General features: G+C 67.9%; 11 protein-coding genes. 4 read left to right on the forward strand and 7 right to left on the reverse strand.

All coding sequences use genetic code 11. From position 1 onward, the window contains the following. Nucleotides 1-61: 61 nt before the first annotated feature. Nucleotides 62-1258 (forward strand): MFS transporter, encoded by a 1197-nt coding sequence (locus PSQ39_RS16245; RefSeq protein WP_273927935.1) that lies wholly within the window; start codon nt 62-64, stop codon nt 1256-1258. A 27-nt stretch (nt 1259-1285) separates the two neighbouring features. Continuing rightward, the gene (gene ssb, locus PSQ39_RS16250) at nt 1286-1816 is read left to right on the forward strand and encodes a single-stranded DNA-binding protein (RefSeq protein ID WP_273927880.1); all 531 of its coding nucleotides are present in this window, start codon (nt 1286-1288) and stop codon (nt 1814-1816) included. Between the two features lie 613 nt (nt 1817-2429). Here the strand turns inward: ssb and PSQ39_RS16255 are convergent. Continuing rightward, the gene (locus PSQ39_RS16255; RefSeq protein WP_273927881.1) at nt 2430-3110 is read right to left on the reverse strand and encodes an SDR family oxidoreductase; all 681 of its coding nucleotides are present in this window, start codon (nt 3108-3110) and stop codon (nt 2430-2432) included. 150 nt (nt 3111-3260) lie between these two features. On the opposite strand from PSQ39_RS16255, the gene PSQ39_RS16260 reads away from it, so the two are divergent. Continuing rightward, nucleotides 3261-3677: a hypothetical protein gene (locus PSQ39_RS16260; RefSeq protein ID WP_273927882.1), complete on the forward strand. Its 417-nt coding sequence runs from the start codon at nt 3261-3263 to the stop codon at nt 3675-3677. Between the two features lie 215 nt (nt 3678-3892). Next, nucleotides 3893-5512, forward strand: a complete 1620-nt coding sequence (locus tag PSQ39_RS16265) for a hypothetical protein (RefSeq protein WP_273927883.1) — start codon at nt 3893-3895, stop codon at nt 5510-5512. Nucleotides 5513-5804: 292 nt separating this feature from the next. Here the strand turns inward: PSQ39_RS16265 and PSQ39_RS16270 are convergent, their stop codons facing one another. The 6 genes from PSQ39_RS16270 to bcsP are packed head-to-tail and all read right to left on the reverse strand — an operon-like array spanning nt 5805 to nt 17821. After that, nucleotides 5805-10370, reverse strand: coding sequence for a cellulose synthase subunit BcsC-related outer membrane protein (locus PSQ39_RS16270; RefSeq protein ID WP_273927884.1), 4566 nt, complete (start codon nt 10368-10370; stop codon nt 5805-5807). Further along, on the reverse strand, nt 10346-11614 hold the full coding sequence (bcsZ, locus tag PSQ39_RS16275; RefSeq protein ID WP_273927885.1) for a cellulose synthase complex periplasmic endoglucanase BcsZ: 1269 nt from the start codon (nt 11612-11614) through the stop codon (nt 10346-10348). The genes PSQ39_RS16270 and bcsZ overlap by 25 nt, the downstream gene beginning before the upstream one ends. A 13-nt stretch (nt 11615-11627) precedes the next feature. Continuing rightward, entirely contained in the window at nt 11628-13979 is a 2352-nt protein-coding gene (gene bcsB, locus PSQ39_RS16280) for a cellulose biosynthesis cyclic di-GMP-binding regulatory protein BcsB (RefSeq protein WP_273927886.1), read from the reverse strand. A 16-nt stretch (nt 13980-13995) separates the two neighbouring features. Beyond that, nucleotides 13996-16209, reverse strand: a complete 2214-nt coding sequence (gene bcsA, locus PSQ39_RS16285) for a UDP-forming cellulose synthase catalytic subunit (RefSeq protein WP_273927887.1) — start codon at nt 16207-16209, stop codon at nt 13996-13998. After that, on the reverse strand, nt 16206-16976 hold the full coding sequence (gene bcsQ, locus PSQ39_RS16290; RefSeq protein ID WP_273927888.1) for a cellulose biosynthesis protein BcsQ: 771 nt from the start codon (nt 16974-16976) through the stop codon (nt 16206-16208). The genes bcsA and bcsQ overlap by 4 nt, the downstream gene beginning before the upstream one ends. Further along, nucleotides 16973-17821, reverse strand: coding sequence for a cellulose biosynthesis protein BcsP (bcsP, locus tag PSQ39_RS16295; protein WP_273927889.1), 849 nt, complete (start codon nt 17819-17821; stop codon nt 16973-16975). The genes bcsQ and bcsP overlap by 4 nt, the downstream gene beginning before the upstream one ends. Nucleotide 17822: the final 1 nt, after the last annotated feature.

Raw genomic sequence — 17822 nt, forward strand, 5'->3', positions numbered from 1 at the left:
GTGCCTTGTGGCGCCCTCGGCGCCAGATCGATTCTTCCCATTCATGACCGCCTCTACCGCCATGACCGCGCTGGAGCGACGCTCCACCGTGTCGCTGGCCTTCATCTTTGCCCTGCGCATGCTGGGCCTGTTCCTGGTGCTGCCGGTGTTTGCCCTGGAAGCGCGCAAATACCCGGGTGGCGACGATCCGGCCCTGGTCGGCCTGGCCATGGGCATTTACGGCCTGACCCAGGGTGTCCTGCAGATCCCGTTTGGCATGGCCTCAGACCGCCTGGGCCGCAAGCCTGTCATCGTGGCGGGCCTGTTGCTGTTTGCCCTGGGCAGCGCGCTGGCCGCCGGGGCGGACAGCCTCACGGGCCTGGTGCTGGCGCGGGCCGTCCAGGGCGCGGGCGCCATTTCCGCTGCCGTCACGGCCTTGCTGGCCGACCAGACCCGCGACGCGGTGCGGACCAAGGCCATGGCCGTGATCGGGGCCAGCATTGGCCTGGTGTTTGCCTTGTCTTTGGTGCTGGCCCCCCTGCTCACCGCCTGGCTGGGGCTGTCCGGCCTGTTTGTGCTGATCGGCAGCCTGGCCTTGGTCGGCGTGGCCGTGGTGCTGTGGCGTGTGCCCGCTGCGCCGCCCCTGCCGGCCGACGCCCGGCGTGCCAGTCTGGGGGAGGTGCTGCGCTTCAAACCCCTGCTGCGCTTGGATTTTGGCGTTTTCATGCTGCACGCGGTGCAGCTGTCCATGTGGGTGGCCGTGCCGGCGCTGCTGGTGGGCGCTGGTCTGGACAAGGCGCAGCATTGGCAGGTCTACCTGCCGGCGGTGCTGGCGTCGTTTGTGGTCATGGGCGGCGTGTTGTTTCCGCTGGAGCGGCGTGGCCACCTGAAGCCCGTGTTCCTGGGCGCCATCGCCCTGATCGCGCTGGTGCAACTGGGGTTTGGCCTGGTCGCGGGGGCGCAGCCCAGCCTGTGGGTGCTTGGGGGCCTGTTGTTCGCGTTTTTCTGTGGCTTCAATGTGCTGGAGGCTAGCCAGCCCAGCCTCGCCTCGCGCATCGCGCCAGCGCACCTGCGGGGCACGGCGCTGGGCGTGTACAACACCTTGCAGTCGCTGGGCCTGTTTGTCGGCGGCGCGGCTGGGGGGTGGCTGGTGCGCTCGGTGGGGCCAGCGGGCTTGTTCGGCGTCTGTGCTTTGGCCATGCTGGCTTGGTTGCTGGTGGCCTGGCCCATGAGTGCGCCGGGGCGCTCCGGCTTGGCTTCTGAGCCACACGCTTCATAATCTCGCCCTGAATCGGAGAATTGAGTCATGGCATCCATCAATAAAGTCATCATCGTCGGCAACCTGGGGCGCGACCCCGAGATCCGCACCTTCCCCAGCGGCGACCAAGTGGCCAACGTCACCATCGCCACCACGGACAAGTGGAAGGACAAGCAGACCGGCGAAATGAAAGAAGCCACCGAATGGCACCGCGTGGTGTTCAACGGTCGCTTGGCTGAAATCGTCGGCCAGTACCTGCGCAAAGGCTCGCAGGTGTATGTGGAAGGTTCGCTGCGCACCCGCAAGTGGACCGACCAGTCTGGCGTTGAAAAATACAGCACCGAGATCCGCGCCGACCAGATGCAAATGCTGGGTGGCCGCCAAGGCATGGGCGGTCCCTCGGGTGACGACGGCGGCTACGGCGGTGGTCAAGGCGGTGGCTATGAAGCCGCCCCGCGCCGCGCCCCGGCCGCTGCGGCCCCGCGCGCGCCGGCTCCCCGTCCTGCCCCGGCCCCCGCGCCCATGGCCAGCCGCCCGTCTTCGGGCTTTGACGACATGGATGACGACATTCCTTTCTGAGGCCCTGCCCTGAACGCTGAAGTTTGAGAGCCCCGGGTGCCTGGCACCCGGGGCTTTTTTATGGGCGACGTGATGAGGTGCGTGTTCAGCCCAGCGCTTGAAGCCACCCCTGGTGCAGCACATCGATCGCCCAAATCCTCATCCTTTGCAAGACCTACCCTTCGCCCCGCGTCCAGTACGCCGAAACATCGTGCGTGGCAGGCCTCACCGAGCAGGGGCCGTTGATGCGTTTGTACCCGGTGCCTTTTCGACTGATCTCCGATGAGCAACAGTTTCGGACGTGGCAGTGGATTCAAGCCCGGGTTGAGAAGGCCCGCGACGACCCCCAACCGGAGAGTCACCGTGTGTACATTGACACGACGACCTTGGCACACGCCCAACAGGCGCCGCTGTTTTGGGCGGCGACATCAGGTGCCAGGTGGCGGGGGGAGGGCGCGCCATGCCGCGCTGCTGCATGCGCCACGCAGCTGCGGTGGCGCAGGCTGTGGTCCGCCTCATAGCAAGCCAGGCAGGCCGTTGTGCTTGGGCTCAGTTCGGCCAGCCCCAGCCCGGATTCGCGCACGGCACTGTCGCCACGGCGGGCGAGCCGCTGGGGCGTGCCGTCCCATGGCCCTCAGCGCGCCACCCAGCCTCCGCACACCGGAAACACCTGGCCCACAAAGCAGTCGGCCGCGTCGCTGCACAGGTAGGCGGCGAACAGAGCGTCTTCGCGCGCGCCGACCAGGCGGCCCAGTGGCACCTCGCGCGCCAGGCGCTCTTGAAAGCGCGGGTTGGCCTGCACCGAGGGCGGGAAGTAGGTGGGGTTGTCGACAAAGTTCTGCGCGATGGCATTGACCTGGATGTGGCTGGGGGCCAGTTCCACCCCCAAGGCCTGCACATACGCCAGCTGGGCCCCGCGCGCGGCGCTGTAGGTGGACGCCCGTTTCATGCCGCGCAGGGCCGAGGCGCTGCCCATGACCAGAACCTTGCCGCGTCCGCGCGACAGCATGCCCGGGACAGCGGCCTGCACCAAGCGGGGCAGCGGGTCGACCAGTGCGGCAAACACCTCGCGCCATTCCAGCTCATCCACGTCCAGCGCCGGGGTGCTGGGGGCGACGATGGCCAGGTTGGCGACCAGCACATCGATGTCCCCGGCCTGCGCCACGACGGCCTGGGCCGCGGCGGGGTCGCTGAGCATGAGCTCGCTGCGCAGCACCTGGGCACCTTGTTCGGCGAACACCTCGCACAGCATGGGGCCCATGAACTCGTTGGCCTGGGTGATGAGGACGCGCTTTCCGGTGAGGGCGTTTTGCATGGTGGGTTCTGGGGGAGGGGCTGGCTGCGTGGCGCAGGGGGCACCAGATTAGCCGAGCCCCACAGGCTTGGGATCAGGGTCGGCCCGAGTACCCGCTGGTGGGATGGGAAAAGATAAACTCTTGCGTTTCAATGACGCATATTTTTTGCCATGAAGCTCCTTCTGCCCCTCATTTCCTTGCTGCTGTCCGGTGTAGCGCAGGCCGCCGAGCTGCCTGACAGCTTGGTGGAGAAGACCTTGGGCGTCAGTGGCGTCAAGCACAGCAGCAAGACGCAAAACAAGTACGGCATCCGCTTCACCGATGTCGACTACCAAGACGGCAAGGGCCAGACCCTGTTCACCCTGCGCTTGGGCACGCCCGATCAGTACACGATGTGGAAGCAAGCCGTGGGCGATGACGCGCAGCCCTTCAGCGTGCCGGGCGCCGAGGCGTTCCAGTACAAGTCGTTTAAAGCGGTTTGCGCCAAGTCCGCGGCGGTGGCCGCTTGCGTGACGCCAGACTTCTTGCTCAAGAGCCCGGTCATCACCGATGCGCATCTGCAAGTCCTGGTCAAGGCCGCGCTCTGAACAGGGGGCGTTGAAAGGCTGGCGTTCTGGTGCCAAGAGGCCCCTCCACAGCGCCCGTCACCGTGTTCGGTCGCCCTTTCGTGACAATGTTGTATCGACGCGATGAACAGTGCAGGCGGGGTGGATCAAAGCCTGTAACATCTCGTTAAATTTGGCTCGCCAGGTCCGACTGCGTCATGGCGGCAAGGCTCGTAGCTGTCACAAGGATCACGCAATTGAAGGCACTCACACTGAAACATTGGGCGTCTGCCCTGAGTCTGCTCGCCCTGGCGGGCTGCGGCGGCGGCGGCGGCGGGGGTGACTCGTCCAGCGTGGGTGCCGTGACGGGCACGCAACAGTACCCGGACGGCATCTGGGAAGGCACCACGGGCACGGGCGCTGCGCAGCGCACGGTGGTGGGCTTCATCAGCGGCGGCACGGACGGCAAGGGCGGGGATTTCTACCTCGCCAAGGGCGCCTCGGGCACCTCGGGTTACGACGGTCTGTATGGCCTGATGCGGGTGAACATCGGCACCGCCCTGGCCACCAATGTCACTTACTTCTCGGTGCAGGATGGCAAGTTCGCCACCGGCCTGACCTTCTCGGGCACGGCCTCGACCAGCACGGGTGGCACGCGCACCGACACCCTCAGTGGCAACTACAGCAACCCAGCCAACACGGCGGCAGCCACTGGCGCGGTGACCTCCATCAAGCTGGCCTACAGCAAGCTCAACAATTTCCCGGCCAAGTACTCGCTGCTCCAGGGCAGCTACACCGGCGGCAGCCTGTTTGGCGGCAGCTGGGTGCTGACCATTGACGCGGTGGGCGCCATCAGCGGCACGGTGTCGGGTTGCACGGTCACCGGCACGGCCGTGCCGCAGACCCCGGCGGCCAACAGCGGTTCGACCTCGGCCGCCTACTCGGTGGTGCTCAACCTGTCGGGCGGCACCACCACCTGCGCGGCCACAGGCACCAGCCAGTCGGGCGTGGCCTTCTTGAAGTTCGACACCCTGAACAACAAGACCGGCATCTGGATGCTGACCAAGAACACCGGCACCACGCTGAACACCTTTGTGCTCGACGGCGTGTTGGTGGCGGGCAGCTCGTCCACCCCAGCGACCACCCAACAAGTGGCTGCAGGCTTCTGGAAGAGCGCGACCAGCGACGGTCTGACCGACCTCTACGCCATGGTCTTGCCGGACAACTCGTACTTCTTCTACAAGCGTGTGGGCGGTGGGTACGACGCCTTGTACGGCAACCTGTTGGTGGCCACGGGCACCAGCATCGTCAGCTCCACCAACGGGGTGTACTTCGCCAACCAGAACCTGGCCGCGACCCAGTACACCGACACGGTGGCCATCAGCGCGGATGTGCGCACCCAGACCAGCTTCAAGGGCACCTACACCGATCCGACGGCCGCCAATGCGCAGACCCCGTTCAGCCTGGTGCCCGACACCAGCAACCTGTACGTGTCGCCCATCCTGCCAACGGTGTCGGCCCTGTACGGCACGTACGCCAGCTCGACGATCGGCTTTGGCGGTGTGGGCCTGACCATCAAGGTCGCGGCCAGCACGGTGGACGGCACCAAGAGCGTGCTCACCGGCACCACCACCACGGGCTGTACCCTGACAGGCAACATCTCGCCTTACACCAGCAGCAACACCACGCTGAACCTGTACCGCGTTGACACCCTCGCCTTCGCGGGCACCTGCGCCCTGGCGGGCCTGCCGGTGCAGTCGGGTGCGGCCTCGGCGGTGTTTGACGGCGCCAACAACGTGACCGGCCTGCGCATCGGCGTGGCGGGCTACAGCGCCGCCGGCATCCGCTCCAACCTGGTGTTCCTGGGCAGCAAGTGAGCGCCTGCCGACTCGGCCAGGCCTGTTGAATCAGGCTTGGCCCCACCCTTTGAATGGACCCTGCGGGGTCCATTTTTCATGGGCGTTTGGGTGGGCCTGGGCCGGCTGAGGCTGCCATGACCGTGGCGGCTGGACAGGCGGGCTGGCGTGGCCAACCGTGCCCGCTGGCCTTGTGGCGAGGGCTACGCGCCCAGAAAAAAGCCCCTGCAGCGCAAGGCGGCAGGGGCTTGGGGGGAGCGGCTCGTGGCGCAGCGGGGGGCTGGCGGCCTGAAGGTCAGTCCGCCCCAGGCGCTCAGTTGTTGTTGCCGTACGGCGAACGAACCGTGTTCACCGGCAGCGCTTGCAGACCTGAATACGGTTGCAGCGCGTAGCGCAGGTAGATGCCGCCGATGAACTGGCGGTAGTCGCGCGCATTGTCCAGCGCCAACTGGCCGCCGAAGAACACCTGCGGGTGCACCTGGTATTCCATGGCCGCACCCAGGTTGTAGCCCAGGCCGGTCTTGGTTTGGCCAGGGTAGACCGCGCCCGTGGCGGTGGCGCCGGCGGTGCCAAACGCGAAGGCATCGTTGGCGGCCAGCACGGCAGCGGCCTGGCGGCTGCTGTTGTTGGGGAAGTAGGCCACCGCGTCCTCGCGGAAGGACTGCACGCCCATGGAGCCCTTGAGCTGGTAGGAGAAGCGGTTGCTGCGTTGCGCCCATTCCACCGGCACGTTCAGCGCCAGGAAGCGCTGCGGGCTGAAGTAGCCGCCGTGGCCGGCCGTGAAGTAACGCAGGTTCTTGTCGTAGCTCAGGGCGGTGAAGTTCAGCCCGGTGGTCAGGGCCGAGTGTGGGCCGCGGTCCAGGCGCCAGTAAATGCCGCCGCCGCCTTCCACGCGCGAGTTGCTGGCCACGTTGGTGCCGGTCAGGCCATACAGCGAGCCGTAGGTGTAGATGCCGAAGTCGCCGGTCTCCCAGTTCAGGTCGATGCGCCCGCCGGTCGAGGACACGCCACCCCAGGTGTCGCCTGTGCGGGGGTCTTTGGTGCCGGCAAAGGACAGCAGGCTGTCGGTCACTGGGCGGCGCGAGCCGTCCAGGGTCAACGACAGTTCGTCACCCAGCGGGATGCGGTACTTCACGCCACCGGTCACGTCGGAGTGGTTGAAGCCCAGCGGCGTCGTGCCCACGTCCATCTTCAGGCGGTCGGTCTCGTAGCCCACGCTGAAGCCCACGCCCGAGGCGCTTTGCCCGCCGGCCGAGCGGTCGGGCAGGGCCAGGGCGGTGACCGGGCCACCCCCGAAGCGGCTCAGCGTGCCGTAGCTGAGGTCGGGCGTGCCCGAGTTCAGCGACACCGGCGTGATGTTCACGCTCATCTTGCCGTCGCCCGCATCAAACTTGAGCTGCAGCGGCGCTTCAACATCGGTCAGCTGGCTCATGCCGGCTTCACCTTGGCGCACCCGCGCCACCATGCCCAGCGAGACCACGGGGATGCGGTCTTGGCGGATGTCGTTGAGTTCGTCGGCCGCCGTGCGCGGGCGGTTGCTGTTGCTGCTCAGGCTGTTCGTCACGCCGGGCAGCGGGTTGGCTTGGGCCACCTGCACCGGGGGCGCGGCCGCAGGCAGGGGCACCGGGGCCCAGGCCAGGTTGTTGCTTGGCGCGGGCGGGGTGCTGCTGCCGTAGACCGCTGCCGGCGCCGGAATGGACGCCGCGGCATAGCCCGCGTTGCTGGCCACGGGTTGCACCGCTTGGCTGCGCGCGTAGGCGGCCGAGGCGGCTTGGGCTGGGCTCAGGGTCTCGACGTTGACCGGCTCCACATTGCGTGTGGCGGCCGTGGCCGAAGCCGCGCTGCTGCGGCTGTTGGCCGTGCTGGCACGGGGGCTGGCCGGGCTGCTGCGTTCCGCCACCGGGGCCACCGCGCGTTCCGCCACGGGCGCACTGGACGCGACGCTGCTGCGGGTGGGCACGGCGCGGGTCGAGGCGTTCTGGCTGCTGCCGGGCACCACCGCATTGATCGGGGCAGGCTGGTAGGTCTGGGTCAGGTAGCTGGAGGGCGTGGGGCTGCTCACGGGCGGCTCGACCGGGCCGGCGCCTGTGGGCGGGTAGGCTGGCAGGGTCAGGGCGGCGGAGGCGCGCGCCGCGCCGGCAGGCACCGGGATCAGCGGCTGCGGCAGGGCCGGGGCAGCAGGGGTGCCGCCCAGCGAGGCGACGGGTGCAAAGCGCAGCGGCTCGGCCACCGGGGCCATCGAGCTGTTGCCGTACGAGGTGCCGACCGGCACCGCCGTGGGCATGGCCCCCGGCACCAGCGGAGCGAAGGGCTGGCGCTGGGGCTGGTTGTTGCGGTTGGCGAAGGGGTTGGTGGCGCGCACCTGGGTCAGCGCGCCGCTGGCGGCCAGCTGGGCGTTGCGTTGCTGGTTCTCTGCCGCGACGGCGGCGGTGAAGTACTCGGTGGCCTTGCTGGTCTTGCCCTGGGCCCGGTACAGGCGCGCCGCGGCGGTCAGCACCTCGGGGTTGTTGGGCGCACGCACCAGCGCGATCTGGATGGCCGACTCGGCGTACGGGTACTCGCGGGCAGAGATCGCCAGCGAGGCCGCCGGCAGCAGCAGCTGCAGGTTGTTCGGGTCTTTTTCCAGCAGGCGGTTGTACAGGGTGATGGCCTGTGCGTAGTCGTTGTTGGCCGCGTACATGCGGGCCAGCGAGCCCATGACCAGCGGGTCGTTGGGGCGGTCAGCCAGCACGGGCGCCAGGGTGTCGTAGGCGCCGGCCAGGTCGCCGGCTTCGCGCAGGGCGTCGGCCTGGCGCAGCACATAGCCCACGCGCAGGTCTTCAAACGACTGTCGCTGGGCCAGGGTCATGGGCATGCCCTGCAGCTGGCGCAGGATGCCGGCCAGCTCCACGTCTTGCTTGGTCTTGAGCAGGATGGCCGCGTACTGCAGGCGCAGGCCGGGCTCGGGGCGCGCCGAGCGGGCCAGCAGTTGGCGGATGGTGGCCATGGCGCGGTTGCTGTCACCCGCGTCGGTGTAGGCCAGGGCGACGGCGCCCAGCAATTCGGGGTCTTGGCCCGTGAACTGCTCGGTCTGGGCCAGCTTGGCCAGGGCTTCGGACTGGCGGCCTTGGGCGGCCAGGGCCGAGGCCCCGTCGGCTTGCACATGCACCCAGACGCGCTTGTACAGCGCAGCGATGTCGCGCGTGCGGTTGGCTTCGGGCACCCGGTCCAGGGTGGCCATGGCGCCGGCCCAGTCCTGCGTCTCGGCCGACAGCAGGGCGTGGGCGTACAGCGCCTCGGGCATGTTGGGGTTGGAGATCAGCAGACCGTCCATGATGCCGCGCGCTTCGGCTTTGGCGCCGAGCTTGATGTACAGGCGCGCCAGGTCCAGGCGCACCCAGGCATTGGCCGGGTCGTTGAGCAAGGCGTTTTCCAGCGCCACGCGGGCGCCGGTGTCGTCCCCCCGGGCGGCGGCGGCTTTGGCCTGGCCCAGGGCTTGGGTGGCGCGCAGGCGGCCCAGGGCACCGACTTTTTCTTGCTGCGTCGGGCTCATGCGCTCGACGATGCGCAAGGCCTCGTCGGCCTTGTTGTTCTGGGCCAGCACGCCGACCAGGCCGCGCACGGCGTCCGGGTTGTCGGACTGGCGTGCCAGCACGCGGCGGTAGGTGGCTTCGGCGGCGTCGTACTGGCCCATTTCGACCAGCACGTCGGCCAGGTCGTTTTCGGCCGTGGTTTCACGCGGGTCCAGGCGCACGGCTTGCTGCAGGTACTGGCGGGCGGCGTCGAGGTTGTTGTTTTCGCGCGCGGTGGTGGACTGGGCCACCAGGGTCCAGTAGGTGGCGCTGTCCAGGGCGCTCTTCCAGCGGCCGGCCTGGCCTTGGCGCGAGGCGCGCTCCAGGTAGTCGCGGGCCTGGCCGAAGTTTTCCTGGCGCAGGCGCAGCACGCCAAAACCGCCCAGCGCGTCGCCGTCGGTGGGACGGGCTTCGAGCACGCTGCGAAAGCCCGCTTCGGCGGCTTCCAGGTCGCCGTCGTCCAGGGCCCGGAAGGCCTCCTGGGTGCGCTTGCGCAGCGGGTCGCTCACGGCGCCCGGGCCGGGACCATCGCCACGCGACTGCTTTTGCTGGCGTTCGATGTCGGCCAGGCGCGATTGCACGCTGGCGTCGCCGGGGAAGGCGCGCAGGAATTGCTGGTACAGCGGGATGTCGGCGCTGCGGCTGCCGGTCCAGGCCAGGGCCTTGCGCCAGCTTTCGATGGCGGCGCTGCCCACGTCGGCGTGGCTGGCCAGGCGCGACAGCTGGGCAATGCCCTCGCGGCGGGTGGCGTCGCGGTAGGTCAGGTGCTGGGCCAAGGCCAGGGCGACGCGGGCGTCGTCGGGCTGGTCTTGCACCAATTGCTCCAGGCCTTTGCGCGCCGAGTCCCAGCCTTGGGCGGTGCCGCCCAGGGTTTGGTAGTACTCCAGGGCCAGCGGGCCGCGCGGGGGCTGGTTGCCCAGCGCGTTCTGGTAGGTGTTGATGGCTTCGGCGGGCTTGCCGGCCTTGGCCAGGTCACGCGCGGTCTGCAGTTGGGGCGCATTGCGCTGCACGTTGATGGCTTGCTCGATGCGGGCCACCGAGGCGTGGCTCGGGTGGTTGCGCTTGAGCTGGGCCAGGTACTTGGCAGCGGTCTCGAAATTCTTGTTGTCGGCCTCGGCCACGGCCATGCCCCCCAGGGCATCGGGCTGGTTGGGGTCGAGCTTGAGCAGTTTTTGCCAGGCTTCGGCGGCGCGTTCGCTGTTGCCGCGCGACTGCCAGTACTTGCCTTGTTCCAGCAGGGCTTTCTGGGCGGGTTCTTGGGCATAAACGGCCGGCACACTCAGTGCGGCCAGCAGGCTCATGGCTAGCGTTTGGTGGCGGTGGTACATGCCTTCTCCCAGCGTAATTGCAGTCTGCCTGTGGGCAGGAATTGGTAGCGTTTCTCAATCCATCCGGTACCGAACAGGCCGAGCACGTGATCGTAATAGGGCAGACGGGCTGCCGGGTCGAGTAAGCGGGCTTGCACTCGCTTTTGTTGGAGCTGCAAAGCAGCGCTCCGACCGTCGGTCAGCAGGTAGGGCAGCATCGCGGCAGAAAAGCCAATCGGCCCCACGCCCTGCACGGAACCGGTGGTGGTTTGGACCTTCTCGGGCGCGAACTCGGCCATCTCCACCGCCTGGGCCATGCCGCCCAGCTGGCGTCGCACGGTGGCGGCAGCGGGGTCGGTGGTCGGCGTCATGCCGGCCCACAGGTAGGTGCGGATGGCGTCGTAGCTGCCGACATCACCCAGCTGCGGGTCGGCCACAAAGCTGCCTTTGCCGTTCTCGGCCACGCGCCAGGCCGTCCAGTCGGGGGCGTAGCCGCGCGGGGCGGTGTCGCCCAGCAGGCGCACGGTGTTTTGCGCCAGGGCCTGCCAGGGGCCTTTGGGGTCGAGCTGGGCAAAGCGGCGCAGCAGCGGCAGCGGCAGGTAGCTGGGGTTCAGGCGCCACAGCTTTTGGTCGGGGAAGACAAAGCCCACTGGGCCGGGCAGCAGCATCTTGCCCAGGCCGGGCAGGTCGGTGATTTCGTCCTGCACCACGCGGGCCAGCAGGGTGCGGGCCTCGGTTTCGTAGGCGGGTTTTTTCCAGACCCGGGCGGCCTCCAGCAGGGCGTAGGCCAGCCACAGGTCGGCGTCCGAGGCCGGGTTGTTGTCCAGCACGCCCCAGCTGCCGTCTTTGCGCTGGCCCCATTGCCAGGCGGGCAGGCGCGCAGCGATGTTGCCGCCCGCCAGGTTGGCCACGGTCCAGCGCCACAGGCGTTCAAAGCGCTCGGGCTGGTTGGCCACCAGCGCGAAGAACATGGCGTAGGACTGGCCTTCCGAGGTGGAATGCATCTGGGCCACGCTGAAGTCCACGACGCGGCCGTCTTCTTGCGCAAAGCGTTCGGTGAAGGACTCCCACAAAGGCCATTCGGCGCTGCTCTGGCAGGCCGCGCTGCTGGGCGCCGCCACGGCGTTGCCCAGCGCCAAAACCAAAGGCGCCAGGGTCACTGGCGCCAGCAGGCGGGAGAGGAAGGAGCGACGTCCGCCCCGCCCCGTGGGCGCGGGGCGGCCACGGGGAAGGCTCCATCGGGGTGCGGTGGCCGGTTGCTGCATGAACAAAAGAAGATCAGTCCTTGTTCTTCAGGCGGGCCTTGGCACGGGCTCGCAGCGACAGGTACAGCAGCACACCGATCAGCAAGGCGGCGACGATGCCCAGTGCCAGCAGGAGCAGCGGGCTGCGCGACAGGTACCACTGCACCCAGGTCAGCGGGTCGAGGCGGCCGACCCAGTAGGTCTGTTCGGCCACCAGGCTGTCCACCTGCTTGCCGCGCACCACCGAGGTGCTGCCCTGGACTTCCTTCACCAGATCCGGGTCGAGCAAGGCTTCGATGATCTGGGTCATGCCTTCGGGGTTGTTGCTGGACAGCTGCACCACGCTGCGGCCCGGGGTGACCGGGGACTCGAAGCCGGCGATCACGCCGTCGGTGCTGTCGGCCGTGAAGGCCACTTGGTTGCGACCGGGCTTGGCGCCGTCGCGCTGGCTTGGGTCCCACCAGCTGAACACGCGGTAGGCGAAGTCGGACAGCTTGAAGCGGCGCGAGCCGGCCTGGATGCCCACCGGGCTGGCGTCCGCCCATTGGGTCAGCAGGGGCTGGTTGTTGCCCGAACCAATCAGCACCACATCCTTGCCTGCCAGGGCTTCGACCTGCTTGGGGCCGATGACGCTGACGGCGGTGGCGGGGTAGCCGGTGGAGCGGCCAAACACGCCCAGCAGGCTGAGGTAGCTGCTGTAGTCGTTCAGGCTCGGCTTCTCGGGCAGCACGACCGCGGTTTCGGACAGGTCCGCCATGCGGGTGAAGGGGAAGCCGGTGTTGCTGAAGGCGGCCAGGTCGGGCATGGCCAGGAAGTGCGAAAAGCCCGAAATGTCCACGGTGGAGTCCGGCTCCACGGTGCCGCGCACGTTGTCCAACACCACGTCTTTACAAGCGCCTTGCTTGATCATGTCGTGGAAGTAGTGGAACTGCAGCTGGGTTTGCGCCGGCAGCTTGAACAGCGGAATGTGGAACTGCTCGCGCGCCGGGATCAGCTCGCCAGCGGGCACCACCGCATTGACCAGGCGGTCCACGGCGCTGGGCGCTTCGTGGTTGATGGCCAGCAGCGGCAGCGAACGCAGGAACTGCTGGTTGGCATTGATGTTCAGCGTGGACTTGTCGGTGTTCGGGCGCGGTGTGTAGCGGTACTTCAGGTCGACCGGAATGCCCTTGCTGCGCCAGCCAAACAGGTCGGGCGGCAGGTGGAAGTTCACGCGGATCAGGTCGGGCGAATAGCCGGCCACGTTGAGGTTGTCTTCCAGGGCCAGTTCGCCGAACTTCACTGGGCGGTCGCTGGCCAGCCAGTTGGGTGCGTCATATGGCTTGCGTGGCTTGATCTCGCTCAGGTTGGTGATGGTGGCCACCGGGCCGGACAGGGCGGGCGAGCCCACGGCCACGGCGTTGGCTGCGATCTTCAGCTCTTTGGCGTCGCGGCCCATGACCAGCAGCAGCTTGGCATTGGGGTCGTTCGGGTTGGGCACCATGGCCACGGTGGGGCCTTGCAGGGCGGCCACGTTCAGGCCACCGGGCACTTGGTTGCCCAGGGCCAGCACGATGGCATTGCCTTGCGCCGGGATCTGGTCCACCAGGGCCGGGAAGCGCGCGCCGCGGTAGCCGGCCAGGGCCCCAAACCACGAGGACAGGGCGCCAGCGGCTTCCAGCGAGGCGCTGTTGGGCGCGCCGGCAAACACCATGGGCAGGTTCAGCGGCAGGGCATCGCGGCGGTCGAAGAAGGGTTGCGGCAGCAGGGCCAGGTCGTTGGCCTGGGCCACCGGGGTCAGGGTCAGCTCCAGCGTGCTGTCGTTGCCCACATTGGCCCACAGGCTGGAGTGCGCGGGGTCTTCGCAGTCACGCGTGTAGTGGCCGATCAACTCGAGGTTGAGTCGGTTGAACTCGGTGATCAGGCGCGGCGGGATCAGGATCTCGCGCTGCAGGTTCTGGCCGGCCTGCTCGGTGGGCACGGGAATGGTGGCCGCCACCTGCTCGTTGACCATCACGTTGATGTGCGAGAGCTGCGGGATCAGGGCCGGCGAATAGGCGTAGTTGATCTTCAGCTTGGCGCCCGTCACCACCTGGTCGGCGCGGATGCTGAAGGTCACGCCGCTGTTGCCGCGGATGCCGCGCAGCTGCAGTGGGAACAGGGCGCCCAGTTGCTTGAGCGAGAAGGACACGGTGCGCGCGCTGTTGTTGCGCTGGCTCGGGGTCTCGCCGGCGGCTTCGGCCGCGGTCTCGGTGATGATCCGGCTGGAACTGGCCTTGGCCTTGGTGGCGGCCTGCGCGGTTTGCAGACCCGGAGCGGCCAGCATCAAGGCAATGGCCAGAATGACCGGCTGCAGCGGCACGCGGTGGGCGGGGCGCTGGGAGAGGGCGGTGTGGTGTTGGGTCATGGTCAGAGGCGGTGAATCACTTGGCGTTGGAGGTCGTGCGCGGACGCGCGGACTTGACGATATTGGTCATCAGCTGCCTGATGCCGCGCACCCCGATGGCCATCACGCCGCCCAGGGAACTCAAAGGTTTGTCTTGCTGGCGCTGGCCCCAGGTGCCGACCCAGGCATCCGCTCGGGAGAAGGTCAGCGAGGCCAGCTCGGCCTGTTGGGCCAGGCTCAGGTTGTCGAAGCGCACCCCCAGCCGGCCTTTGCCACCAAAGGTGACCACCGCGGGGAAGATGCCTTCGTCGTCGGAGCGGAACAGCGACACCTGCAGCCGCGTGCCGGTCGGGATCTGCACCCCTTCGGGCACGGTCAGGCCCAGGCCGTGTTGCGAGAAGTCGTCCGTCTGGCAGGTCAGCACCTTGCCGTTCTCCAGCCGGATGGCGGCCGGCAGCGCGGCGGCCACGCGGGGCGTCACGCGCACCTGGCGGCTTTCGCTGGCCACGGCCAGACTGGCGCTCGACAGGATGATGTTGTAGCTCGTCCAGATCATGTTGATGACCAGGGTCGTGACCTCGGCATCGGGCTGGAAGGTGAGCTGCCAGACCCCGATCGCGAAGCCCACCAGGTTGGCCAGCAACAGGATCAGGTAGGGGCGTGCAATGCCCCAGTCGAAGTAAGCCTCTTCGATCACCCCGCCCTTGGCGGTCACGTTGAACTTGCCGAGCTTGGGGTTGATGAAGGCCATCAACACCGGTCGCATGATGTACCAGGCCAGCACCGACTCATAGACCTCGTTCCAGAACGAGTAGCGGTAGCGGCCCTGGATGCGCGAGTTGGTGATGCTGGCGTGGGCCAAGTGGGGCAGGGCGTAGGCCGAGATCATCAGCGCGGTGGCCTGGAACACGTGGGCACCAAAAAACAGGTAGGCCAACGGTGCGGTCAGGAAGATCAGGCGCGGCAGGCCGTAGAAGAAGTGCAGCATCGCGTTCAGGTAGCACAGGCGCTGCCCAAACTTCAAACCGGGGCCCAGCAAGGGGTTGTCGATCCGGGCGATCTGCGCCATGCCCCGGGCCCAGCGAATGCGCTGCCCGACGTGGCCGGACAGGCTTTCGGTGGCCAGGCCGGCCGCCTGAGGGATTTCCAAGTAGGCGGTGTTGTAGCCCTTGCGGTTGAGTTTGAGCGCGGTGTGCGCGTCCTCGGTCACCGTTTCGATGGCGATGCCGCCGATTTCCATCAGCGGCTCACGTTTGATGATGGCGCAGGAGCCGCAGAAGAAGGAGGCATTCCACAGGTCGTTGCCGTCTTGCACGATGCCGTAAAACAGCTCACCCTCATTGGGTGTGCTGTGGAAGGTGTTCAGGTTTTTCTCGAAGGGGTCGGGCGAGAAGAACACATGCGGCGTTTGCAGCATGGCCAGCTTGGGGTCCTTGAAGAACCAACCCATGCAGACCTGCAAGAAGGAGCGCGTCGGGATGTGGTCGCAATCGAAGATGGCCACGTACTCGCCGTCGGTGGTTTTCAGGGCCTCGTTGATGTTGCCGGCCTTGGCGGAGCGGTTGTTGCCCCGCACCTTGTAGCCCACACCGATTTCTTCGCAGAACTTGCGGAATTCCGAGCGGCGCCCGTCGTCCAGCACAAACACCTTCAGGCGGTCGGCTGGCCAGTCGATGCTCATGGCCGAGAACACGGTCTGCTTCACCACGTCCAGCGGCTCGTTGTAGGTCGGGATGAACACGTCCACGCTGGGCCAGCGGCTGCTGTCAGCGGGCAGGGGCACCGGCTTGCGGCCCAGCGGCCAGGCGGTCTGGAAGTAGCCGATCAGCAGCACGGCAAAGGCATACAGCTCGGCCATCACCAGGCCAAAGCCGAAGAAGCCGTCCAGCCAGTTCTCGAAACCCACGGTGTCGGTCAGGCGCCACCAGATGTAGCGGGTGGAGGCCGAGATCGACAGCGTCATCATCGCCAGCGTCGTGACCCGGCCCTTGGTGCGGCGCAGCAGCAAGGCCATGCCAAAGGTGCAGGCGGCAAAAATGGCCTGCTCCATCAGGTCCAGCGGCACGCTGATGACCAGTGCAAACAGCAAAAAGGCCAGCAAGGCCGTGCCGTACTGGGCCCAGCGGCTGTTCCAGAACGGGGCTTCGGCGATCTGGTTCAGCACCCGACCCCAGCGCGTGCCATCCTCGCCGGCGCGGCTGTCGCTGTTGTCGTAATGGGCCTTGTCGGGCTTGGAGGGGGAACTGCTCATGCGAAAGCCTTGGTTGGCAGGCGCAGGGCGATCTTTTGCGCGCAGGCCCGGAAATCTTGTGCGGCCTGGCTGTTGGCTTCGTAGTCCAGCACGCTCTGGTCGTGGGCCAGGGCCTCACCGACGGACTGGTCCTGGTGGATCACGCCGACCACGCGCTCGCCAAAGCTGCTGCGCACGATGTTGGTCACGTCCTTGGACAGCTGGCGGCTGCTGTCGGTCTGGTTGACCACGTACAGCGAGTCAATGAAATGCGGCTGGCCCACGCAATAGGTCTGCACCAGGCGCTGCATCATGGGCAGCGCCGCGTAGGACGCGGCGTCGGCCAGCACCACCAGCACGGCCAGGTGGGCGGCGTGCAGGGCTTGCTTCATGTAGGCCGAGGGACCCGGAGGGGTGTCCAGCAGCACCAGGGCGTCCGGTGGCAGGTTCAGGCTGCTCAGTTGGTGGGTCAGCCAGTCGGGCGTGCCTTCAAACGACTGCTCAAAGCGGTCGCGGTCGTCTTCGTTGACCACGCCATAGGGCAGCACATACACCCCGGAGCGGCTTTCAAACACCACGCTGCGCCAGCTTTGGCCGGACAGCGAGGCGCGCGACACGCCCCGGTATTCCGTGGGCGCGATGCCAAAGTGCAAGCCCAGGGCGTTTTGCGGGTCCAGGTCCATCACCACCACGGTTCGGCCTTGGCGCGCCAGGGCGTTGGCCAGGTTGGCTGTGACGGTGGTTTTGCCCACCCCGCCCTTGGAAGACACGACGGCAATGATCTTCATGCGCCACTCCGCAATTGGTTCAGCAGCGAGCTCAGCGGCGACGCCGCCGGGGCGCTGGCCGCTTGGCCCGCCAGGCGGTTGAACAGGTGCTGCAGTTCGGTGCTGGGGCGGGCCGCGGCCGGTGCTGGGGCCGGCAGGCCCCAGTGGGCCAGCGGCGAGCGCGCATCCAGCACGGGCGCGGCCAGCGGTGCTGGGGCCACGATTGGGGCCGGGGCCGCCACTGCGGCGGCCTTGGGGGCTGTCCAAACGGGGGCTGGCAGGGGCGCAGGGGCCGCCGGCCGGGGCGCGAGGACAGCGGCCGGCTGAGGCGCGGCCACGGGCAGCGTGGCCAGCGGGGCCACCGCCGCGACCGCCACAGGGGCCGGCGTGGGGGCCGGGACCGGGGTCGGTGTCAGGGCGGCCGGGGCTGCAGGTGTGGGCGTGCTCGCGGCCCAGTTGGCAACCGGCTCGGCCGGCGCTGCGACAGGTGCCGCTACAGGTGCTGCGATGGCAGCGGCCACCGGCACGGCTGGTGCGCTGACGGCCACTTCGGGGCGCGGCGTGGGGGCGGCCGGGACCGGGCTCGGCGTCAGCACGGGTTCGATGGCGACCGTGGCACGCGGCACGGGCGGCGGGGCTTGCACCGGGGCTGGGCGAAAGTGCAGCGGGCCATCGGTCATCGGCGCTTCCATGGCCGCGACGGAGGGCGCATCGGCACTGCGCACCTTGCCCACATCCAGGGCCGCCAACAAGGGCCAGCGGTCGCGCGCTTGCCGCGCTGAATTCAGGCGGTTCAACTCCTGGTATTCGTCAACTTGTCCACCAAACTGCTCGAACAGTTTGACGATATCTTCAGATTGGGCCATG

This window comes from Curvibacter microcysteis (assembly GCF_028649455.1).
GTDB lineage: Bacteria > Pseudomonadota > Gammaproteobacteria > Burkholderiales > Burkholderiaceae_C > Curvibacter > Curvibacter microcysteis.

Bases quoted from the DNA above. Each gene is read 5' to 3' on its own strand.
- PSQ39_RS16255 (WP_273927881.1), bottom strand. From the start codon at position 3,110: ATGCAAAACGCCCTCACCGGAAAGCGCGTCCTCATCACCCAGGCCAAC.
- bcsQ (WP_273927888.1), bottom strand. From the start codon at position 16,976: ATGAAGATCATTGCCGTCGTGTCTTCCAAGGGCGGGGTGGGCAAAACC.
- bcsP (WP_273927889.1), bottom strand. From the start codon at position 17,821: ATGGCCCAATCTGAAGATATCGTCAAACTGTTCGAGCAGTTTGGTGGA.
- PSQ39_RS16260 (WP_273927882.1), top strand. From the start codon at position 3,261: ATGAAGCTCCTTCTGCCCCTCATTTCCTTGCTGCTGTCCGGTGTAGCG.
- bcsZ (WP_273927885.1), bottom strand. From the start codon at position 11,614: ATGCAGCAACCGGCCACCGCACCCCGATGGAGCCTTCCCCGTGGCCGC.
- bcsB (WP_273927886.1), bottom strand. From the start codon at position 13,979: ATGACCCAACACCACACCGCCCTCTCCCAGCGCCCCGCCCACCGCGTG.
- PSQ39_RS16245 (WP_273927935.1), top strand. From the start codon at position 62: ATGACCGCGCTGGAGCGACGCTCCACCGTGTCGCTGGCCTTCATCTTT.
- bcsA (WP_273927887.1), bottom strand. From the start codon at position 16,209: ATGAGCAGTTCCCCCTCCAAGCCCGACAAGGCCCATTACGACAACAGC.
- ssb (WP_273927880.1), top strand. From the start codon at position 1,286: ATGGCATCCATCAATAAAGTCATCATCGTCGGCAACCTGGGGCGCGAC.
- PSQ39_RS16270 (WP_273927884.1), bottom strand. From the start codon at position 10,370: ATGTACCACCGCCACCAAACGCTAGCCATGAGCCTGCTGGCCGCACTG.